Origin of the sequence: Streptomyces sp. NPDC048590, assembly GCF_043199535.1 — a bacterium.
Classification (GTDB): domain Bacteria; phylum Actinomycetota; class Actinomycetes; order Streptomycetales; family Streptomycetaceae; genus Streptomyces.
The window spans coordinates 1-19,905 of sequence record NZ_JBICWC010000013.1; the positions used below are offsets into that span (position 1 = coordinate 1).

General features: G+C 71.7%; 18 protein-coding genes and 1 pseudogene. 9 read left to right on the forward strand and 10 right to left on the reverse strand.

Annotated elements, in window-relative coordinates; genetic code table 11:
* Positions 1-211: 211 nt before the first annotated feature.
* The 4 genes from fxsA to ACGFNN_RS30790 form a co-directional block, all read right to left on the reverse strand.
* On the reverse strand, positions 212-805 hold the full coding sequence (gene fxsA, locus ACGFNN_RS30775) for an FxsA family membrane protein (protein WP_393560858.1): 594 nt from the start codon (positions 803-805) through the stop codon (positions 212-214).
* Positions 806-863: 58 nt separating this feature from the next.
* Positions 864-1,631 (reverse strand): polyprenol monophosphomannose synthase, encoded by a 768-nt coding sequence (locus ACGFNN_RS30780; protein WP_365525102.1) that lies wholly within the window; start codon positions 1,629-1,631, stop codon positions 864-866.
* A 536-nt stretch (positions 1,632-2,167) separates the two neighbouring features.
* A complete protein-coding gene (locus ACGFNN_RS30785) occupies positions 2,168-3,808 on the reverse strand; it encodes an amidohydrolase (RefSeq protein WP_393560860.1) in 1,641 nt (546 codons plus the stop codon).
* Positions 3,809-3,876: 68 nt separating this feature from the next.
* Positions 3,877-4,317 (reverse strand): Lrp/AsnC family transcriptional regulator, encoded by a 441-nt coding sequence (locus tag ACGFNN_RS30790; protein WP_362550797.1) that lies wholly within the window; start codon positions 4,315-4,317, stop codon positions 3,877-3,879.
* Positions 4,318-4,521: 204 nt separating this feature from the next.
* On the opposite strand from ACGFNN_RS30790, the gene ACGFNN_RS30795 reads away from it, so the two are divergent.
* Positions 4,522-4,932 (forward strand): hypothetical protein, encoded by a 411-nt coding sequence (locus ACGFNN_RS30795; RefSeq protein ID WP_393560862.1) that lies wholly within the window; start codon positions 4,522-4,524, stop codon positions 4,930-4,932.
* Positions 4,933-5,346: 414 nt separating this feature from the next.
* On the opposite strand, the gene ACGFNN_RS30800 is transcribed toward ACGFNN_RS30795, so the two are convergent.
* The gene (locus ACGFNN_RS30800) at positions 5,347-6,519 is read right to left on the reverse strand and encodes an acyl-CoA dehydrogenase family protein (protein ID WP_362550791.1); all 1,173 of its coding nucleotides are present in this window, start codon (positions 6,517-6,519) and stop codon (positions 5,347-5,349) included.
* A gap of 346 nt (positions 6,520-6,865) precedes the next feature.
* Here ACGFNN_RS30800 and ACGFNN_RS30805 point away from each other — a divergent pair, with 346 nt between their 5' ends.
* On the forward strand, positions 6,866-8,128 hold the full coding sequence (locus tag ACGFNN_RS30805; RefSeq protein WP_393560864.1) for a glycoside hydrolase family 18 protein: 1,263 nt from the start codon (positions 6,866-6,868) through the stop codon (positions 8,126-8,128).
* A gap of 106 nt (positions 8,129-8,234) precedes the next feature.
* On the opposite strand, the gene ACGFNN_RS30810 is transcribed toward ACGFNN_RS30805, so the two are convergent.
* Together ACGFNN_RS30810 and ACGFNN_RS30815 are read right to left on the reverse strand one after the other, a co-directional pair.
* Positions 8,235-8,381, reverse strand: a complete 147-nt coding sequence (locus ACGFNN_RS30810; protein ID WP_362550785.1) for an SCO1431 family membrane protein — start codon at positions 8,379-8,381, stop codon at positions 8,235-8,237.
* Positions 8,382-8,643: 262 nt separating this feature from the next.
* Positions 8,644-9,924 carry a CehA/McbA family metallohydrolase gene (locus ACGFNN_RS30815; RefSeq protein WP_393560866.1) on the reverse strand — a complete coding sequence of 427 codons (1,281 nt, stop codon included), beginning with the start codon at positions 9,922-9,924 and terminating at the stop codon, positions 8,644-8,646.
* A gap of 200 nt (positions 9,925-10,124) precedes the next feature.
* Between ACGFNN_RS30815 and ACGFNN_RS30820 the strand changes: the two are divergent.
* Together ACGFNN_RS30820 and ACGFNN_RS30825 are read left to right on the forward strand one after the other, a co-directional pair.
* Positions 10,125-10,787, forward strand: a pseudogene (locus ACGFNN_RS30820) (thioesterase II family protein); the annotation flags it as partial.
* A gap of 222 nt (positions 10,788-11,009) precedes the next feature.
* The gene (locus ACGFNN_RS30825; RefSeq protein WP_393560868.1) at positions 11,010-11,402 is read left to right on the forward strand and encodes a molybdopterin-binding protein; all 393 of its coding nucleotides are present in this window, start codon (positions 11,010-11,012) and stop codon (positions 11,400-11,402) included.
* Between the two features lie 90 nt (positions 11,403-11,492).
* Here ACGFNN_RS30825 and ACGFNN_RS30830 read toward each other — a convergent pair whose 3' ends face one another.
* Positions 11,493-11,963, reverse strand: coding sequence for a molybdopterin-dependent oxidoreductase (locus ACGFNN_RS30830; protein WP_393560870.1), 471 nt, complete (start codon positions 11,961-11,963; stop codon positions 11,493-11,495).
* A gap of 328 nt (positions 11,964-12,291) precedes the next feature.
* Here ACGFNN_RS30830 and modA point away from each other — a divergent pair, with 328 nt between their 5' ends.
* The 3 genes from modA to ACGFNN_RS30845 all read left to right on the forward strand — a co-directional run bounded on the left by modA (position 12,292) and on the right by ACGFNN_RS30845 (position 15,138).
* Positions 12,292-13,101, forward strand: coding sequence for a molybdate ABC transporter substrate-binding protein (gene modA / locus ACGFNN_RS30835; protein WP_393561095.1), 810 nt, complete (start codon positions 12,292-12,294; stop codon positions 13,099-13,101).
* Positions 13,098-13,976 (forward strand): molybdate ABC transporter permease subunit, encoded by an 879-nt coding sequence (gene modB / locus ACGFNN_RS30840; RefSeq protein WP_362550770.1) that lies wholly within the window; start codon positions 13,098-13,100, stop codon positions 13,974-13,976. The genes modA and modB overlap by 4 nt, the downstream gene beginning before the upstream one ends.
* Positions 13,977-14,043: 67 nt before the next feature.
* Positions 14,044-15,138: an ABC transporter ATP-binding protein gene (locus tag ACGFNN_RS30845; RefSeq protein WP_393560872.1), complete on the forward strand. Its 1,095-nt coding sequence runs from the start codon at positions 14,044-14,046 to the stop codon at positions 15,136-15,138.
* Between the two features lie 177 nt (positions 15,139-15,315).
* On the opposite strand, the gene ACGFNN_RS30850 is transcribed toward ACGFNN_RS30845, so the two are convergent.
* Together ACGFNN_RS30850 and ACGFNN_RS30855 are read right to left on the reverse strand one after the other, a co-directional pair.
* On the reverse strand, positions 15,316-15,900 hold the full coding sequence (locus ACGFNN_RS30850; RefSeq protein ID WP_362550764.1) for a TerD family protein: 585 nt from the start codon (positions 15,898-15,900) through the stop codon (positions 15,316-15,318).
* Between the two features lie 165 nt (positions 15,901-16,065).
* Complete coding sequence (locus ACGFNN_RS30855) at positions 16,066-16,791, reverse strand: 4'-phosphopantetheinyl transferase family protein (RefSeq protein ID WP_393560874.1); 726 nt, start codon at positions 16,789-16,791, stop codon at positions 16,066-16,068.
* Between the two features lie 290 nt (positions 16,792-17,081).
* On the opposite strand from ACGFNN_RS30855, the gene ACGFNN_RS30860 reads away from it, so the two are divergent.
* On the forward strand, positions 17,082-18,461 hold the full coding sequence (locus tag ACGFNN_RS30860; RefSeq protein WP_393560876.1) for a hypothetical protein: 1,380 nt from the start codon (positions 17,082-17,084) through the stop codon (positions 18,459-18,461).
* Positions 18,458-19,807 (forward strand): MFS transporter, encoded by a 1,350-nt coding sequence (locus ACGFNN_RS30865; RefSeq protein ID WP_393560878.1) that lies wholly within the window; start codon positions 18,458-18,460, stop codon positions 19,805-19,807. Before ACGFNN_RS30860 ends, ACGFNN_RS30865 begins: the two co-directional genes overlap by 4 nt.
* Positions 19,808-19,905: the final 98 nt, after the last annotated feature.

The following is a 19,905-nucleotide window of genomic DNA, read 5'->3' on the forward strand; positions in this document are numbered from 1 at the left end:
GTTGTTTGGGGGCCTGTCAACAAACCCGCGCGTGGCCCCGGCGCCACGGTTGGCCGCCGGCGCCCCGCCCCCCCCCCCCCCCCCCCCCCCCCCGGGGCCCCCCCCCCCCGGGGGGGGCCCCCCCCCCGCGGCTCTTGTGCGAGGTGCCGTGAGCGGCCTCCTCCCACCGTCGGTGGGAGGAGGCCGCTCACGCTCAGGGAGTCGGTCGTGCTCAGGGAGTCAGAGGCGGACGCTGCCCGCCGTCGTCGGGGCGGGGACTTCCGGGGGCCGTGTCCTCGCGGATGACCTCGCCCTGGACCACCTTGCCGTCCGGCCGGTGGATGCGTGCCTGCTGGAAGGCGTCGGAGAGACCGCCGGGCGTGGTCGCCCTCATCCGGCGTTCCAGTGAACGCTCCGCGTAGCGTCCGAGCAGGGAGCGGACGGGCGGCACGAGGAGCAGAAGTCCCAGGACGTCCGAGATCAGACCGGGGATCATCAGGAGCAGGCCGCCCAGCATCAGGAAGCCGTTGCCCTTGCTGCCCGACGTGGCCGAGGCAGGGGCCTCGGAGGCGTCCGACTGCCCCGGCATCCGCTGGAGGGTCTCGGTGAGGTTGCGGAAGGCCCTGCGGCCCGCCCGCTTGATGACGGCCGCGCCGAGGAAGGCGCCGCCGACCAGGATCAGCAGCACGGTGAAACCGTTCGCCGCACCGGCCACGACGGTCAGCAGCCAGATCTCCAGCACGATCCAGGCTGCGACGCCGAGCGGCAGGAGGGTACGGGCGCGCGAGCGCCGTGGACGGTTCGGAGGCGGTGTGCCGGTCGTCATGCCCCCAGTGTGCCTGCAGCGGCGTGCGAGCGGCGTAAGGGGGTGATCAAGGCCGGTCTCAGGGGGCCTTGCGCCCCAGTACCTTGTTGGCCCGTCCGGTGACTCCCCAGCCGGTGACCCGCCAGAGGGCCTCCACGAGGATGTCACGGCTCATCTTGCTGTCGCCGATCTCCCGCTCCATGAAGGTGATCGGCACCTCCACCACGTGGAACCCGGCCTCCACCGCCCGCCTGGCGAGATCGACCTGGAAGCAGTAGCCCTGGGAGGCCACCTCGTCGAGGCCGAGTCCGTCCAGGGTCTCGGTGCGGAAGGCACGGTAGCCGCCGGTGACGTCCCGTACCGACAGGCCGAGGAGCAGCCGGGAGTACATGCTGCCGCCGCGCGAGATGAGTTCCCTGTGCCTGGGCCAGTTGACCACCCGGCCGCCCGGGACCCAGCGCGATCCGAGCACCAGGTCGGCGCCCTTCAGGGCGGTGAGGAGGCGCGGCAGTTCCTCGGGCTGGTGGGAGCCGTCGGCGTCCATCTCGACCAGGACGCCGTAGCCGTGCTCGGAGCCCCAGCGGAAGCCGGCCAGATACGCGGCCCCGAGGCCTTCCTTGCCCTTGCGGTGCAGCACATGCACCTGGTCGTCGGCGGCGGCCAGTTCGTCGGCGACCTTGCCGGTGCCGTCGGGGCTGTTGTCGTCGGCGACGAGGACGTGCGCCTCCGGGACGGCGGCTCGCACCCGCGCGACGATCGGCTTGACGTTCTCGGCCTCGTTGTAGGTCGGAATGATCACCAAGACTTTGCCGAGCGGGCCGAACTGCCGCTGACCGCCGTCGTTCACTACTGCCCCTTAAAGTCCGTACGCAGGTGCACACCATATCCAGCGCACCGCGGCCGGACGCCGACGCGGTCGAGGGACGGCGTGTGCCGCGCGGACAGAAGCGTGGAACTGCGGACAGAAGGACGCGCCTGCGGATCGGGGCCCGGCGTCCTTCGGGCCGACCTGGGACCCGCTGGCTGCGGGTCGACCGAGAGCCGTTGTCTACTGAACCTCCGGGCCCCACCCGGGTCACACCTGCCGTCCGGACGAAACCTTCCCTCGCCCCCGAGGCGCGGGCGCTGAACCTGGCTGTCAGTGGTGGTGCGCCGGTGCGGCACACCACCCCGTGACCCAGCGGCGTTCGACGACTGCGTGGAAGGTCTTGTCCGGTCGGACGTCCAGTGGTGGACCCGGCCGAACCTACCGGCCTGTGGGCGCTTTCTGTCAACACACCCCCGACCTGCGCATTCTCTCGAAAACGCCTGGTCAGTGATGAGGAGCAGCAGGTCGCGGCGGAGCCTGGCCGCCATCGATCGGAGGTACGGAACGGAACGACGTCACTCGTTCGGACGCATGTAGACCGTTTGTCCGAGAACCACGGTGCGCAGGCAGACCGGGAGCGCCGCCCCAGGAGTGAGGTCGGGCAGGCCGGGGGTGCCGGACCGGGGATCCGTCGACCACCGCGCCACCCGGTCGTCCGGGGCCTGGACCAGCAGGTCTCCGGTGCGCCAGACGGCGTAGTCGGCGGGCGCCCCCGGCACCAGCACGCCGCCGTCGTCCCTGCCGACGGCCCGCCAGCCGCCCCTCGTGTGGGCGGTGAAACCGGCGCGCACGGAGACACGGTGCTCCGGCGTGCGGTGGTGGGCCGCCGCCCGCACGGTGCCCCAGGGGTCGAGCGGGGTGACCGGACTGTCCGAGCCGAAGGCGAGGGGCACTCCGGCCCGAAGCAGCGCGGCGTACGGATTGAGGGTCGCGGCGCGCTCGGTCCCCAGCCGTCGTGCGTACATGCCGTCGGGGCCTCCCCACGCGGCGTCGAAGGCCGGCTGCACCGAGGCGGTCAGGCCGAGTTCGGCGAAGGCCGCGACGGTCGCCGGAGTGAGCATCTCGGCGTGCTCCACCCTGTGCCGGGCGGCCCGGACACGGGCGAGACCGAGGTTCTCGGATGCGGTGCGGACGCCCTCCACGACGGCGGAGACCGCCGCGTCCCCGATGGCGTGGAAGCCCGCCTGGAGCCCGGCCTCGGTGCACGCGGTGACATGGGCGGCGATCTCCGCGGCGTCGAGCCGGCCGGTGCCGGTGTGCGGGGCGTCCGCGTACGGCTCGTGGAGGAGCGCCGTGTGCGACCCGAGCGAGCCGTCGACGAACAGGTCGCCGGCGGCACCGATCGCGCCCATCTCACGGATCCGGCGGGCGTCCTCGGTACCGCTTACGCGTTCGGCCCAGTACCCGAGGACGCGCGGGCCCGGCTGCTCCGACGCGAGCTTCAGCAGTCCGGTGAAGTCCTCCTCGTCGGAGATGTCCGGGCCCCCGCACTCGTGCAGGGTGCCGATGCCGAGCGAGGCGGCGTGCGCCAGGGCTTCGCGCTGTGCCTGGGCCCGCTGCCGGGGTGTGACGGCCCGGTGGGCGGCGGCCCGGACCGCGTGGTGGGCGTCGCCGGTCAGGGGGGCGTCGGGGTGGTACCCCGCCAGGGCCGTCACCCCCGGTACGAGGTCGAGGAGCGCGGTGGTCACCACGGCCGAGTGGACGTCGACGCGGGGCAGGTAGAGCGCCCTCCCGCCGGCCGCCTCGTCGAGTTCGGCCCGCGACGGCGGCCGCTGCTCGGGCCAGCGGGCGGCGTCCCAGCCGTGACCGAGGATCACTCCGCCCGACGGCTGGGCGTCCGCGTACGCGCGTACGCTCCGGAGTGCCTCGGCGAGGGTCCGGGCGGCCGACAGGTCCAGCCCCGTCAGCGCGAGTCCGGTCGAAGTGACGTGCACATGCGAATCGGTGAACGCGGGTGTGACGAGGGCCCCTTCGAGATCGATCACCTCGTCGACCCCGCCGGCGAACGCGTCTGCCGCCCCCTCGGAGCCGACCCAGGCGACATGGCCGCGTTCGACCACCATCGCGGTGGCGAACGGATCGGCGGGGCTGTGGACGTCTCCACCGCGCAGCAGCACGGTGCGGTGTTCGCTCTGGGGGGCGGTGCTCTCGGTCATGGGACCAGTCTCGCGCCTCGCGGGCGCGGCTCCGCCCCCGGCCCCCTCCACCCCGGGCCGGGTGCCCCTCAGACGCGCGGCGGCCGCGCCTCGTAGGGCGTGGAGAGGACGACGGTCGTACGGGTGGACACTCCGGCCAGCGAACGGATCCGGGTGAGCAGGTGCTCGAGCTCCAGCGGGCTCGCGACCCGCACCTTGAGGATGTAGTTCTCGTCACCGGCGACGCTGTGGCAGGCCTCCAGCTCCGGCACCCCGGCGAGTCGCTCCGCGATGTCGTCCGGGGCACTGGGGTCGAAGGGTTTCACGGAGATGAAGGCGGTGAGGGGCAGACCGACGGCTTCGGGGTCGACCACGGCGGCATAGCCCCGGATCACCCCGCGCTGCTCCAGCCTGCGGACGCGCTGATGAACGGCCGAGGTGGACAGGCCGGTGGCCTTGCCCAGGTCGGTGTAGCTCATGCGCCCGTCCTTGACGAGCAACTCAACAATCTGACGGTCCAGCTCCTCCATGCGGATCAACCTATGGCCCCGGGACCCTCCAGGCACAGCCGCGGGAGCTCAGGAGGGGCACGTTCGACGTCCATGTGATGAATGCCACATGTTTACGCTCCGGTAGCCGGACGGCTCGCGGGTTACGGCCGACTTCCGGCGGGAAGTGCTTGCTGTGGCCGAGGCCGTGGCGCCTGGCCGGCCCACCCGAGGGGGGAAAGACCCATGCAGAGCCTGAAGCTCACCGGACCTGTCGAACCGGAACCCGAGTCGTACGCCGCGCAGGACGAGGACATCGTCCCCGACGCGTACGACACGTTCGAGATGTACCGGGTCATCTGCCCGGACTGCGCACAGCCGATCGCCCTGCTGGCGGACGAGGACGTGCTTCCCGAGCACGCGCTCTGCCCCACGCCGTGGAACCCGTTCGTGCTCACCGTGTGCCCCGGCACGAGGCGTGACGCCTCGCAGGCGCTCCCGGCCGACGACTCGTCCGACGCCCAGGAGCAGGAGACCGGACTTCTGCTGACGCTCCCTCAGGGGCTCGACTGGCGGATGCAGCCCTTCTCACACGCCGGAGGGCCTGGCTCCCGTCCCCTGCGGTTCGTGCCGCAGACGCGGCGGCACGCCGCCTGAACGGTTCCCGCGCCCCTGCGGCGCGGGCCCACGTGCGCCACGGCGGTCCGCCCGCCGTGCCGCGCAAGACCGGTCGCCGGCCCGTCCCGGCACCCGAGGAACGGGCGCGCGATTCGGCCGGACAGTGACCCTGGAGGCCGTAGCGGCGTTGGCTCGGTATGACCACGCTGCATTCAACGGCCGGACCCGCACGGCACCGTCTCCCGGAACCGGCGTCCGGCGAATCGGTTCCGCAGCCCGGACCGCCGCCCGGCGAGCCCGCGCGCCAGTCCACGCCGCACAGCACGGACCCGCCCATCTACCGCGCCATGCTGCGCCATTGGGAAGGCACGGGCCGGACCGTGCCGGGCCGTCGCGACCAGGAGTGGAACCGGATCATGACGACCCCGGTCTGGTCCGACCGGCCCGTCCGGATCAGCGCGTCTCGGGACCGGCCAGGTGACGTGCGATGACCATGCGCTGGATCTGATTGGTCCCCTCGACGATCTGCAGCACCTTCGCCTCGCGCATCAGGCGCTCCACGGGGAAGTCGAGGGTGTAGCCGTAACCGCCCAGCACCTGGACCGCGTCCGTGGTCACCCGCATGGCCGCGTCGGTGCAGAACAGCTTGGCCATGGCGGCCTGGCGCGAGAACGGCAGGCCGGCGTCGCGCAGCCGTGCCGCCTCCAGGTAGAGGGCCCGGCCGGCCTCGATCTGGGTGGCCATGTCGGCCAGCATGAAACGCAGCCCCTGGAAGTCGGCGACGGGCCTGCCGAACTGGCGCCGGTCGGCGGCGTATCCGACGGCCTCGTCCAGGGCGGCCTGCGCGACTCCGATGGCGCAGGCGGCGATTCCCAGACGCCCCGAGTCGAGCGCGGAGAGGGCGATGGCGAACCCCTGCCCTTCCTCACCGATGCGGCGGTCGCCGGAGATCCGCACGCCGTCGAAGTGCAGCTGGGCGGTGGGCGAGCCCTTCATGCCCATCTTCTTCTCGGGCAGGGCCGCTTCGAGCCCCGGGGAGTCCCCGGGGACGAGGAAGGCGGTGATCCCCCGCGGCCCGTCCTCCCCTGTACGGGCGAGGACGGTGTAGAAGTCGGCGATGCCCCCGTGCGTGATCCAGGCCTTGGTCCCGGTGAGCACCCAGTCCTCTCCGTCCCGGACGGCCTTGGTGCGGAGGGAGGCCGCGTCGGAGCCGGAGGAGGGCTCGGAGAGGCAGTAGGCGCCGAGGAGGCCGCCCCCGAGCATCGCGGGGAGGTGCGCGGCCTGTTGGTCGGGGGTGCCGAATCCGGCGAGTGCGTGACAGGCGAGCGAGTGGACGCTGACGCCGAGCCCGACGGTGAGCCGGGCTGCCGCCAGCTCCTCGAGCACCTGGAGGTAGACCTCGTAGGGCTGGTCACCGCCGCCGTGCGCGGACGGGTAGGGCAGACCGAGCAGTCCGGACTCGGAGAGCAGCGTGAAGACCGGGCGCGGGAAGACGCCCGCCTCCTCCTCCTCGGCCGCCCTGGGAGCGATTTCCTTCGAGATGATGTCGCGTACGAGCTCGACGAGCTGCCGGGACTCCTCGGTGGGCAGACGGCGTTCCACCGGCTGCGGGGCACGGTCGGACATGACGGCGCTCTCCTCCCTGTCGGGCGTGGCGACGGTCGCGCGCGGGGTGTGCGGCACCGCCGGGTGGTCCCGGGCCCTGCCCGGAAAACAACGACTCCTCAGCCGATCCTGCCCGCCCGGATCACGGGAGGCGCCGGTCAGCGGCTGTGGCGCGTCGAGTATGCCCGATCGGAGGCCGCGCGTCACCGGTCGACGGAGGGGGCTCCGGGGGAAATTGGTCCGAACCATTGACCCAACTGGTCTAGTCCATCTACGGTCTGCCCCATGCCTCGGCGCGTCCATGCCAAACGGACAGCCCGGGTACGCACCCCCCACACCACCACGCCCTCCCCCACGAGGAGCCACAATGAACGGACTTCACCGTCCTCGCGCCCGCCTCCGGGCGCTCGCCGCGACGCTGTGCACGGTCGCGCTCGGAGCCGCCCTTCTCGGCGTTGCCGGTGCCGCATCGGCCGGCACTGCCCCCACCGCCGCACAACCGGCCGCGGCAGCCGCCCCCACGGCAGCCGGGAACAAGGTAGTCGGATACTTCACCAACTGGGGTGTCTACGACCGCAATTACCACGTCAAGAACATCGAGACCTCGGGCTCGGGCGACAAGCTCACGCACATCAACTACGCCTTCGGCAACGTGCAGGGCGGCAAGTGCACCATCGGCGACTCCTACGCCGACTACGAGAAGTCCTACACCGCCGACCAGTCGGTCGACGGCGTCGCGGACACCTGGGACCAGGAACTGCGGGGCAACTTCAACCAGTTGCGCAAGCTGAAGAAGCTTCACCCCGACCTGAAGATCATCTGGTCGTTCGGCGGCTGGACCTGGTCCGGTGGTTTCGGTGCCGCGGCGCAGAACCCGGCCGCGTTCGCCGAGTCCTGCTACAACCTGGTGGAGGACCCGCGCTGGGCCGATGTCTTCGACGGCATCGACATCGACTGGGAGTACCCCAACGCCTGCGGCCTGACCTGTGACACCAGCGGCCCCGCCGCACTGAAGAACCTCGCCTCGGCGCTGCGCACCAAGTTCGGCTCCGACAACCTGGTCACCGCCGCGATCACCGCGGACGGCTCGGACGGCGGCAAGATCGACGCCGCCGACTACGCCGGCGCCGCGACCAGCTTCGACTGGTACAACGTGATGACGTACGACTTCTTCGGCGCCTGGGAGGCCAAGGGCCCGACCGCCCCGCACTCACCGCTGACCACGTACGACGGCATCCCGCAGGACGGCTTCGACACCGACGCGGCCATCAGCAAGCTGAAGGCCAAGGGTGTTCCCGCCTCGAAGCTGCTGCTCGGCATCGGCTTCTACGGCCGCGGCTGGACCGGCGTCACCCAGGACGCCCCCGGTGGTACGGCCACCGGAGCCGCCGCCGGCACGTACGAGGCGGGCATCGAGGACTACAAGGTCCTCAAGAACAGCTGCCCCGCCACCGGCACCGTCGCCGGCACCGCCTACGCCCACTGCGGCACCGACTGGTGGAGCTACGACACCCCGGCCACCATCGCCACGAAGATGGACTACAAGAACCAGCAGGGCCTGGGAGGCACCTTCTTCTGGGAGTTGAGCGGCGACACCGCCGACGGTGAGCTCATCAAAGCCATCGACTGACCCTGCAATCAACCGGCCCTGACGGGGTAGGCGAACAGCAGGGCGGGTCAGGGGTGGGGTGCCGGGCGGGCGCCCCACCCCACCCGTCTTTACGGGACTCCGCAGGTCACATGAGTCCGGCCTGCGTGACGAACATGGCGAGGACGACGACGAGGGTCCAGCCGAGCACGTGCTCCAGCACCTTCGGCCCGTCGTCGGGCCCGCCGGTGCGGGCGCGGGCGTGGGTGCGGTTCTCAGCCGTGGTCGCGGTCATGGCATCTCACTCGGTCGGTCGGCAGTCGGTTCCCCCCGTGACCCCACCACATTGCCAGCGGGAGCCCTCGGCGCGGTAGAGATCCGGGTCACAGCGACCGGCGTGCACGAACCGGCCGGGGGCGCGGATCCCCGTCGCTCCGGGGAATCCACGGGCCCCCGCACCGGGCGCGGCCGGGCCGGATGTGCGGCAGGTCATACCGGTACGTGCGTCCCCGTGGCCGGAGCGTCCGCGCGGCCTGGGTCCTCGGACACTTGGCCGGTCAGCCCTGGAGCCACCACGGACTGCTGTAGGCCACACCCCAGTCGTTGCACGCGTGCCCGGCCGGGCCTGGTGAGCCGTTGGCCTGGGTCGGGTCGGAGACCCGAAGGACCACCCAGTCGCCGTCAGCGGTGTCCAGCGGGACCGTGAACTCGGCGATCCGGCCGGCCGTCGTGGGGACGACGTCGATGACCTCGGGTGCCGCCGTGCCGGGCCGCAGAACCTGGATGTTCAGCTGCTTGCCGACCCACTCGGGGCCCCGGTCGAGGTCGACCCGAAAGCGGACGTCACCGGAGGTGAGGGGCAGCTGCCCACCCATCCGCACGCCGGCGGCGGTGGCGTCCAGGCGCAGGCCGGAGACACGGGTGGCGAAGAACCGCCGCGCGCGCATCGCCTCGAGGACGCCCGCCCTGGTGTTCTCGGTGACCCACAGCCCGCTGCGGCCCTTCCCCTCGGGGAAGCCCCAGTCGGTCCCGTGCTCGTCGGTCACACCGGTCAGGCCGGTACGCCAGCCGGCGTTCAGACAGGCCACCAGCGGTGAGCTCTTGCCTGACGACCAGCCCTCGAAGAGGTAGTCGTCACCGCGGTTGAACATCTCCAGGCTGACCATCCGGTCGTGCACGGCCGCGTTGTACCCGAACTCGTTGAACCGCAGTTCCTCCCGCCCGGGGTGGTTGAAGCCCGCGATGGCGTCCCGGTCGTCGAGCCAGTCGAAGAAGGCGCCCATGCCCGGCGCCAGCGACATGTCGACGTAGGAGTCGGAGAACCACACGTTGGCGTGGCCGAGCAGCGCGTGTGTCCACTCGAAGCCGCGGATCGCGGTGTAGACGCCGGGGACGTTGGCCGCGTCCGCCAACTGGGCCGTGCGCTTCCACTCGGAGGAGCTGAGTCCTCCGATGGTGAACACGCCGCTGTGGTCGGTGAGGGCGGCCACGTCGAGGCCGGCGCTGCGCATCGACGCGAAGGCGAGAGCGGGGTCCCCGTCGCCGTCCGACATCGCCGTGTGATTGTGCAGGTCCGCGTGGACGAGGGTCGTGCCCTGCGTGATCAGCGACGAGCGGGCCGCTCCGCCCGCGGCCTTCGCCCGGGAATCCCCGGAGGAGGCCGTACCCGTGGTCGCGGCCGCGGCGCTGCCCGGCGAAGCCGCGAGGAAGAGCATCCCGCCGGCGGCTGCGCCGAGCAGCGCCCGCCGGCCGGGACCGCCGGGCCGCGTTTCCGCCCCGTGCCCGTCATGGGTGTGCCCGTGGTGGTCGTGTGTGTGGTGGTGTCCCTGGTCTCCCATGGCGCGATCCCACTGGATTGGCAGGAACATGGCCAGGGAGGGCGGTCGACCAGGGGGTGAACGTTGTGTGAGCGCTCATCTACGGACGCCCGCCGGGAGCCGGTCCGACGGGTGTCGGTTCGCCGTCAGCGTGGGGAATCTATGCTGAACCACGGCCGTGCCGGGTGACGAAGGGCGTTGGAGCAGTGTGGGTTCGCCATGTGGAGCATCGGCCCTTCGCCGGAAGGCGGTTGATCTGCTTTCCGCACGCGGGCGGGTCACCCTACGCGTTTCGCGGCTGGGGCAGCGGGATCGAGGACTGCGAGGTGCACACGGTCTGCTATCCGGGGCGGGCGGACCGAATAGCCGAGACTCCCCCGCAGGACCTGCGTGCCCTGGCCGAGGAGATCGCGGACGAGGTACGCTCCCGCGCCGACGGCCGGCCGACCGCGTTCTTCGGCCACAGCATGGGCGCCATGGTGGCGTTCGAGACCGCGCTGGCTCTGCAGGGTTCCGGAGACGGTCCGTCACACTTCTTCGCCTCGGGCGCCCGCGCCCCCCATCTGATGACCCCCTCGGCTGATCCACGGCGGACATGGGACGACGCATCCGTCAGGGCCGCGCTGCTCACGCTCGGCGGTACGGACGCCGGGATCCTGGAGAACCCGCTCTTCGCGGAGCTCGTCATGCCCTACGTCAAGGCGGACTTCAGGATGCTCGCCGCGTACTCCTGCCGGGAGGAGGCCCTCCTCGACTGTCCGGTCACGGTGCTCGTCGGCGCGGACGACCCTCAGGTCGGCGCGGACCAGGCCGCCCGGTGGCGGGAGATGTCCCGGGCCGGGTTCTCCCTGCACACCCTGCCCGGAGGCCATTTCTACCTTTCGGACGCCGCACCGTTCGACCTCGTCAACCGGTCGTGGCCGCCGGCCGGGACCCCGGATCCCGGTACATCACTGCCAGCGGGAACGCCAGGTCCAGCGACCGGGTGCGGTTGAGCCGCGGATCGCACGCGGTCCAGTAGCGGTGGTGACGCACCATTGCACATGCCAGGCATATTGGCGTTTCGATCGTCCATTTGAGAACTTCCCGGCTGTAAAGTGCCGCATATGCAGGTTTACACAATTGGCCAGGCGGCTCGGCTACTGGGCGTCAGTTCCGACACCGCGCGCCGGTGGGCGGACGCGGGCAGAGTGGCGACGCACCGGGACGAGACCGGGCGGCGGCTCATCGACGGCAGGGATCTGGCCGCGTTCTCGGTGGAGATCGCCGGTACCAGCGGCGAGGCGGACGCCTCCTACACCTCGGTGCGCAACGCGTTCCCCGGAATCGTCACGGCCGTGAAGCTGGGCGACGTCGCGGCCCAGGTGGAGATCCAGGCAGGCCCCCACCGCCTCGTCTCGCTCCTCACCCGCGAGGCGGTGGAGGAACTGGCCCTGGAGGTCGGCATGGAGGCCACCGCCCGGATCAAGTCGACCAACGTGCACATCGACCGCGCCTGAGCTGTCGGGCGAACGCCCCTCACGGAAGCCGGACAGGCAACCGGGAAGGCGGGTGAGGTGCCGACCGAGTGGCGGGTCCGCGGCCACGCATCAGCCGCCCGCCCGGTAACGGCCGTCCACGAGGATCGAGTCGACGGCGCTGACGTGCCGGGCTCCGCAGCGGTCCTGGGGCAGGACCAGTTGAGGTCCGGCCCGATCGAGGGGGACGCCGTCGATGCTCACCCCCAGCAGCACGGGAGCCCGCCCGAAGTCCGGGTCGATCTCCGCCCAGGACAGGAGGACGCGGTGGCCGTCAGCCCCTGACAGGGCGATGAGGAAACGCAGCCTGTCCTTCCGCCGCGCCGGGTCGAAACCGGGCCCGGCGTCCTTCAGCACGTCGTGCAGCAGCGGCCCCTCGAAGCGATGGCGGCGGATCCCGCTGGTGGCGCACTCGAAGCTGACCTCCGCGCATCGCTGCGGCCATGCGAGCAGGTCGCGCACGGTCAGAGTCGCGGGACGTGCGAGGTCACCGGTCAGGGCGAGCTCCGCCACCGGGCCGTCGGTCGTCGTGGGCCGACTCACGGGCCACCACCTCCGCGCGGGACCGTACCCACGCCACCGCCCCGTACAAACGCACATGCGGCTCCAATGCACACCAGGTCTTGCTCATGCGATACCACAAGTGACTTCTCCCTAGAATCTGCGGCACTATGATCAGCACACAGCCGCTCACCGGAGCGTCGGTCCGGACGGCGGTTCGGACAGCCGGCCGGCCGGAAACGGGGCGACGGCACCACACCGGGGTCACGCCGGTGGTGCGGTCACGCAAGGCTCGGAGGGGCACCACGGTCCCTCCCGGCAGACACGCAGACGGACTCTTCCGAGAAGAGCCAGAGGGAGTAGCCCCGTGATGACTCGTTCCGTGCGCAGGACCCTGCGGGTAACCGGTGCGGCCGCAGCCGCGCTGCTGGCACTGTCCGCCTGCTCCTCCTCCGGCGACAGCTCCACGGAGGACGCCTCATCGGCGGGAGCCCCGGAGAAGCTCTCCGGCACCGTCACCGTCTTCGCCGCGGCGTCCCTCAAGGAGAGCTTCACCACCCTGGGCGCGGACTTCGAGAAGGCGCACCCGGGAACGAAGGTCACCTTCAACTTCGGTGGCAGCGACAGCCTCGCCTCCGGGATCACCGGTGGCGCGCCCGCGGACGTCTTCGCCGCGGCCAGCCCGAAGACGATGGCCATCGTCACGGACGCGGGTGACGCCTCAGGCACGCCTGCCACCTTCGTCCGCAACGAGCTGGAGATCGCCACCCTGCCCGGCAACCCCGACGGGATCGGCTCGCTGAAGGACCTGACGAAGGCCGGTCTCAAGGTCGTGCTCTGCGACAAGACCGTGCCGTGCGGAGCGGCGGCGCAGAAGGCCCTCGACGCCGACAAGCTCGAGCTCACCCCCGTCTCCTACGAACAGGACGTCAAGAGTGCCCTGACGAAGGTGGAACTGAAGGAGGCGGACGCCGCGGTCGTCTACAAGACCGATGTGAAGGCCGCGGGTGACAAGGTGGAGGGCGTGGAGTTCCCCGAGTCCGCCAACGCGGTCAACGACTACCCGATCGCGCTCCTGAAGGACGCCCCGAACGCCGCCGCGGCCAAGGAGTTCATCGCCTACGTGCGGTCCGCGGAGGGCCAGAAGGTGCTCACGGCGTCCGGGTTCCTCAAGCCGTGACGGAGAAGGACCGGACGGGCGCCGCGGACCGGGCCGTCACGGGTGGCGACGCCCGTGACGGCCGGCCGCGGCGCCGGCGTGCCCGGACGGGTCCGGTGCGCGGGACGCCTCTGCCGCTCCTGCTGCCCGCTCTCGTCGGGCTGGCCTTCCTGCTCCTGCCGCTGGTCGCCCTCCTCGTACGCGCGCCCTGGCGCAGCCTTCCGGAGCAGCTCACCAGTCCGGAGGTCTGGGACGCCCTCCGGCTGTCGCTGGTCTGCGCCACCGCCGCGACGGCGCTGAGCCTGGTCCTAGGGGTGCCCCTCGCGTGGCTTCTGGCGCGTACCGAGTTCCCAGGGCGCGGCCTCGTCCGCGCCCTGGTCACGCTTCCCCTGGTCCTGCCCCCGGTGGTGGGCGGTGTGGCGCTGCTGCTGGCGCTCGGCCGCAACGGGGTCGTGGGTCAGTGGCTGGACTCGTGGTTCGGGATCACCCTGCCGTTCACGACGGCGGGTGTGGTGATCGCGGAGACGTTCGTGGCACTGCCGTTCCTGGTCATCAGCGTCGAGGGCACGCTGCGCGCCGCGGACCCGCGCTTCGAGGAGGCGGCGATGACCCTGGGCGCGTCCCGGTTCACGGCGTTCCGCAGGGTGACGCTGCCGCTGATCATGCCGGGTATCGCGGCGGGCGCGGTGCTGGCGTGGGCGCGCGCGCTCGGCGAGTTCGGCGCGACCATCACCTTCGCGGGCAACTTCCCCGGCCGTACGCAGACGATGCCGCTCGCCGTCTACCTGGCGTTGCAGAGCGACCCGGCAGCCGCCATCGCGCTGAGCCTCGTCCTGCTGGCCGTGTCCATCGCGGTCCTGGCGGGGCTGCGGGACCGCTGGATGACGGTGTCATGATCTGCCCCTGCCCCTGTTCCTCTCCCACGGTCCACGGCGGGCCGTACGACCGCTGGACGGCCTGCTCATGACCCGTACCGAACGGGATTCCCACGAAGGCTCCGAGGCGGGCCCCGCCCCCGCGGAGGGGCTGGACGCCCACCTCGTCGTCGACCGGGACGGCTTCCGCCTCGATGTGGCACTCACGGCCGCGCCCGGTGATGTCGTCGCGCTGCTCGGCCCGAACGGGGCCGGAAAGACCACCGCTCTGCGCGCCCTCGCCGGGCTCGTCCCGCCGAGCGGCGGCCATCTGCGCCTCGACGGGACGTCGCTGCACGGGACGCCGACCGAGTCGCGGCCGGTCGGCGTGGTCTTCCAGGACTACCTACTCTTCCCGCACCTGACCGCGCTGGACAACGTCGCCTTCGGCCCCCGGTGCCAGGGCGCGTCCAAGGCCGACGCCCGCGTGCAGGCCGCCGCGTGGCTCGACCGGATGGGGCTGGCCGACCATGCAGGCTCCCGGCCCCGCCGTCTCTCCGGCGGCCAGGCCCAGCGAGTGGCGCTCGCCCGAGCCCTGGCCACGCACCCCCGGCTGCTGCTCCTGGACGAGCCGCTCGCGGCGCTCGACGCACGCACCCGGCTCGAGGTGCGTACCCAGCTCCGCCGTCACCTGGCGGACTTCGAGGCGGTGGCCGTGCTGGTCACCCACGACCCGCTCGATGCCATGGTGCTGGCCGACCGGCTCGTCGTCGTCGAACACGGCCGGGTCGTCCAGGAGGGGACCCCGTCGGACATCGCCCGCCATCCGCGTACCGACTACATCGCGCAGCTGGTCGGCCTGAACCTCTACCGGGGCCGGGCGGACGGGCACACGGTGCGGTTGGAGACGGGGCCGCTGATCACCACGACCGAGGAACTCTCCGGGCCTGTCTTCGTCGCCTTCCCGCCCGGCGCCGTCACCCTGTTCGGTGAGCGCCCCACCGGCTCCAGCGCCCGGAACGTGTGGCGCTGCGAGGTGGCGGGGCTGGAGACGCACGGCGACCGGATCCGGGCGGACCTGACCGGTGAACTCCCGCTCGCCGCCGATCTCACCACGGCCGGCGCCGCCGAACTCGGCCTTCACCCCGGAGCATCGGTCTGGGCCGCCGTCAAGGCGACCCAGACCCACGCCTACCCCGCGTGACTCCGGCATCCGGATCGAGGGCGAAGTCGTCCGTGCTCCAGGAGAGTTGAAGCGGCGGACGCCCCGGGCGGTCGCCCCGCGGCCGGCCGGGGACGGGGCGGGAGGCGGGCCCCGCGCACCGGCCGGTCGCGCGGACCCGTTGTCCCGGTCCCCGTCCTCGACGGCCGGAACGCCGTACTACTTGCTGATCGCGAAGCGCATCAGGGCGTGCTCGTCGCCCTGCTTGACCTTCCCCGTCGTATTGATCACTTCGAGCTTCCACGAGCCTCCGACCCGTACGGCCTTGGCCACCGCGCAGGCGTTGTCCTGGGTGAGCAGGCTCGGCCAGATGTCGGCCACCTGCTGGCTGCTGCCGCCGGTCGCGTCGTAGACCTTGAAGCTGATGTTGCGGGCCTTCTGGAACGAGCTGCCCTTCTTGAAGGCGGCGGCGACGAACACGACCGACGTGATGTTCGTGGGGATGCGCCCGAACTCGACGGTGACCGTCTCGTCGTCCCCGTCGCCGCGTCCCGTCTGGTTGTCGCCGCTGTGGACGATGGAACCGTTACCCATGGGATCCAGCGAGTCCAGGCCCGCCAGACGCACCGGATCCGCACCCTGCATGGCGATGGCGATCAGGTCGAGGTCGGTGCCGGTCTTGCGGCGCAGGACACCCATCACTCCGCCGCTGCTGCCCGCGGTGGGGTCCCAGGACACCCCGATGGACAGGTGGGTGACTCCGTCCAGGTCCGCCGGTCCGTCTTCCTTGCTGAGCGTGATCATGCGTGAATCATCCTCCGGTGCGGGAACTACGACACTCAGAGTGTGCCTGGCCCGCCACGGATTCCCCTCCCCGGGCCCGGACCCCAGGTGGCTCGGGACCGCCCCGGCCGACGATCCTGGTGCGGAGGTCGCCGGACCGCGGCGGCCCCGGAGCCTTCCTCGGCGTCAGTCCGCCACCGCGACCGCGGCGGCGTATCCGTCGTCCACCGGGACGTCACCCACCCACCAGCCCCGCGGTCCGGCGACCTCCGCCCGCGCCGTTCCCAGATAGTCCAGGGAGGGAGAGCGCGCCAGTCCGGTGCCCAGCCCTTTCAGCCACGCTTCCTTGCGCACCCAGGTCCGGGCGAACGCGGCCGGACGGTCCGCGGGACCCAAGGCTCCCAGCTCGGCCGTCTCGCGGGGGTGGAGGGACGCGCCGGCCTCGTCGGCGACGGTGAGCGTGGGGATCGCCTCGATGTCCGCCCCCACCTGTGCCACCGCGAAGGCCAGCAGGCAGAGCCCTCCGGTGTGCGAGAGGGAGAAGTGGAGGGGGTTGCCCCGCACGAAGGGACGGCCGTGGGGCCGTCCGCACGAGAAGCAGGGCTCCCGCTCCAGCGGAACCTCCCGGGGCGGCACGCCCAGGTAGGCGCCGAGCAGCGACCGCAGCCCCACATGCCCCGCGAGATAGGTGGCCCGGTCCTCGTCCCGCCGGAACTGCTCGGCCCGCCCGCGTTCACCGCGGTCGAGCACGGAGGCGGCCGACCCCGCGGCGACGTCCCCGAAGCGGTCGGAGCGCACGAGCCACAGCACGGGTTGCCCGCCCTCCTCCAGCGCCGGTGGCGGCCCGCCCCGGAGCCCGTCACCCAGCTCCAGGGGTGGACGTATCTCGCTGGACATCACCCGGGTCGTCACCGGCGCAGCATACAACTGCCCTTCCTGCAGGGACCGTTCGGGACAACACACAACAAACACTCTTCTGTCCGAGTAGTGATACTTCTCGGTTTCATGTGAACGTTTCGTAAATACTCACGCCCCCTCCGGCGCGTCGTGAAACTCCTTCGCCCAGGTCCGCGCCGACCAGCGACATGCTCCGGGAACCAAGATCACCACCGACTTCGCAGCGATAGTGTCTCGTTCCGGCGACCGGGGGGACGCCGACCAGACCCCCCACCTGCGGTTGGCGATCAGGGAAACGTGGGGGCATGGAAAGCGGAATTGTCGATTCTCTCCGCCGCTCAGTGGATGTGTGGAGCGAACTCCCCCAGTCCTTCAGGGACGGCCTGCTCAGCGGTTCCGTCACCGGGGCACGGCGCGTTCACGGCGGAATCAGCGGCTCCAAGGGGACTTGGCGCCCTCTCCGGCCGGCTTTCGTCGACCGGGAGCACTACGAGGAACTGGGACGCGTCTCCGCGCGCCTGATGACTCTTCTCCTCGATTCCTGCCGCCGCAGAGCCGGCACCGCCGGCGAGCTCCAGGACGTCCTCGGCGTCGACCCGGCCGACACCCCGCTGCTGTCCCGCGCGGAGCCACTCGACGAGAGCCTTCTCGTCGCGGCGCGGCCCGATGTCGTCTACCGGTCCGGGATCCCGTGGTTCGTCGAGTTCAACATCGACGGGGCGCTCGGCGGCACGCTCCAGGCCGATCTGCTCGCCTCGCGATTCCGGGACCTCTGTCGCCCGCTTCCCGGAGGGGACCGTATCGACGCCCCGCCTTCCGCGGTGGATTCCCGGTTCGCCTGGATCCGCAGGTCGCTGGAGCTTTCCGAGGGCTCGCGGGTCGCCATCCCCGTCTTCAGCAAGGGCGCCGCACCAGGGCTGGAGGAGGCCGACGCCTTCCTCGCCTGGCTGGGTCCGATGTGCGACAGCGGGCGGCAGCACGGGATGGACACCGTCGCCTGCCGGATGGATCAGCTGGAGACCGGCGAGCAGGACGTCCTGCTGCTCGACGGCCGGCGGGTGGACGCGGTGTTCAGGCTCTTCCTCAGCTTCGACCAGCCACCGGGCGACGGCCTGGACGCGCTGATCCGTGCCGTGCGCGCCGGGCGCGTGCGCATGCACACCTCCGAGGCGACCTGGCTGCTCAGCGACAAGACCACGATGGCCTGGCTCTGGGAGGACAAGGAGTCGCTCCCGAGCGCCGACCAGCGGCTCGTCGAGCGTCATCTGCCCTGGACGGTCCTCTTCCCCGCTTCCGGCACCGGGGGCCCCGAACTGCTCGCGCACGCCCTGTCCCACCGCTCGGAACTGGTCCTCAAGCCGGCCGGCGGGTACGGCGGCGGGGGCGTCGTCCTCGGCCCCGAGGTCTCCGACGAGGAGTGGCGGGAAGCACTGGAGCGGGCGGCGCGGGAGGGACACCACATCCTTCAGCGGCACGTGACGCCCGACCGGCTCGCCCTGGACTTCCGTGACCAGGAGACCGGCGCGGTCGAGCACGCGGAAGTGCCTTTCGTACTGGGACCGTTCATGTTCGGCGGCGCGCCGTCGGGGGTTCTGGTCCGGCACGGCGTGCCCGGCGGTGGCCCCGTGCTCAACGCCCACCACGGCGCCGTGATGAGTTCCGTCCTGCTCGTGGACCGATGTTGAGCGTCCTCCGGAGGGGACGGGACACCCCGGGCAAGGAGCGGCTCGGTTCGCCGTTCAGGCTCTTCCAGTCCGCCGTCGTCGCCTCGGACCTGGCGGACGGCATCTACAAGATCGCGGTCCCGCTGCTGGCACTCGGGATCAGCCACTCAGCGCTCTCGGTGACGGTGGTGGGCTTCGCCGTACGGCTGCCCTGGCTGATCTCCACCCTCCCCGCCGGAGTGATCGCGGACCGGTACCCACCCCGGACCGTGATGCGCTGGGCCTCAGCGGTCCGGCTTCCGCTGGTCGCCGTGATGTGCGCCCTGGCGGCGTTCGACCGGCTGTCCCTGTGGCCCCTCGTGGCCGCCGCCTTCCTCATCGGCTGCGCGGGGAACTTCGTCGACGTGGCTTCCCAGTCCCAGCTGCCCAGACTGGTGCCGTCGGAGCGGCTGCCCCGGGCGAACGCGTCCCTGCAGTCCACCCAGATGTTCCTGGCGCAGCTGATCGGCCCGGCTCTCGGCGGTTACGTGGCCGCGCTGGGATCGGGTGGCGGGCTCGCCGTCGTGGTGGGCCTGTACGTGATCACCGTCTGGGCGCTCGGGCTGCTGCCCGCGGCCGTCCGGGAGGCGAGCCACGAGCAGCCGTCGGCGTCCGCCCCCGGGCCTGATCGGCGTACCACGTTCCGCTCGCTCGCCGGCGAACTGGGCGACGGGCTGCGTTACTTCCGCGACCACAGGGATCTCGCCCGGCTCGCGAGCGCGGCAGCCGTCAACAACCTCTCGTACGCGATGTGCCTGACCATGCTGCCACTGTGGGCCGTGTCGCCCGGACGGCTCGGCCTGTCCTCGACCGGGTACGGGCTGCTGCTCACCTGCCTGGCGGTCGGCAGCATCCTCGCCGGGGCTGTGACCGGCCGGGTCCGGGCCACGCTCGGGGACGGGCCCGTCCTGCGGTTCGGGACGCCGCTGCTCGGCGTCTGCTTCCTCTCCCTGGCCGTGCCCAGCGTGCCGGTCGTGGCGGCCGGTCTCTTCACCTACGGGCTGGGGTCCATGGTCTGGAGCCTGGCGGTGGTGCACTACCGCCAGACGACCATCCCCGTACCGCTCTTCGGCCGTGTCAACGCCACCTACCGGTGGCTGACCTGGGGCGTCATCCCGTTCGGCTCGCTGATCGGTGGCGTCCTGGCCTCGACCGCCGGTATCACCTGGGTCTTCCTGGCCGCGGGCGCACTGCCTCTGATCGCGGGGGCCCTGCTGTCCCCGCCCGGGGCCTCGCCCACGGTCGAGAAGGCCGGCGAGCGCGCGGAGGACGCGGCCGCGGACACACCCGCCGGCCAGGCCGACGCGTCCCCCGCGACTCGGAGCTGATCCGCCCTCCTCGCGTCCCGCTCCCCGCTCCCCGCTCCCCGCTCGACTCCCTCGACTCACTTCAGTCCGCTACCCGTTCCGCACCGACCACACGGAAA

Bases quoted from the DNA above. Each gene is read 5' to 3' on its own strand.
- fxsA (WP_393560858.1), bottom strand. From the start codon at position 805: ATGACGACCGGCACACCGCCTCCGAACCGTCCACGGCGCTCGCGCGCC.
- ACGFNN_RS30785 (WP_393560860.1), bottom strand. From the start codon at position 3,808: ATGACCGAGAGCACCGCCCCCCAGAGCGAACACCGCACCGTGCTGCTG.
- ACGFNN_RS30790 (WP_362550797.1), bottom strand. From the start codon at position 4,317: ATGGAGGAGCTGGACCGTCAGATTGTTGAGTTGCTCGTCAAGGACGGG.
- ACGFNN_RS30795 (WP_393560862.1), top strand. From the start codon at position 4,522: ATGCAGAGCCTGAAGCTCACCGGACCTGTCGAACCGGAACCCGAGTCG.
- ACGFNN_RS30800 (WP_362550791.1), bottom strand. From the start codon at position 6,519: ATGTCCGACCGTGCCCCGCAGCCGGTGGAACGCCGTCTGCCCACCGAG.
- ACGFNN_RS30805 (WP_393560864.1), top strand. From the start codon at position 6,866: ATGAACGGACTTCACCGTCCTCGCGCCCGCCTCCGGGCGCTCGCCGCG.
- ACGFNN_RS30810 (WP_362550785.1), bottom strand. From the start codon at position 8,381: ATGACCGCGACCACGGCTGAGAACCGCACCCACGCCCGCGCCCGCACC.
- ACGFNN_RS30815 (WP_393560866.1), bottom strand. From the start codon at position 9,924: ATGGGAGACCAGGGACACCACCACACACACGACCACCACGGGCACACC.
- ACGFNN_RS30825 (WP_393560868.1), top strand. From the start codon at position 11,010: ATGCAGGTTTACACAATTGGCCAGGCGGCTCGGCTACTGGGCGTCAGT.
- modA (WP_393561095.1), top strand. From the start codon at position 12,292: ATGACTCGTTCCGTGCGCAGGACCCTGCGGGTAACCGGTGCGGCCGCA.
- ACGFNN_RS30845 (WP_393560872.1), top strand. From the start codon at position 14,044: ATGACCCGTACCGAACGGGATTCCCACGAAGGCTCCGAGGCGGGCCCC.
- ACGFNN_RS30850 (WP_362550764.1), bottom strand. From the start codon at position 15,900: ATGATCACGCTCAGCAAGGAAGACGGACCGGCGGACCTGGACGGAGTC.
- ACGFNN_RS30860 (WP_393560876.1), top strand. From the start codon at position 17,082: ATGGAAAGCGGAATTGTCGATTCTCTCCGCCGCTCAGTGGATGTGTGG.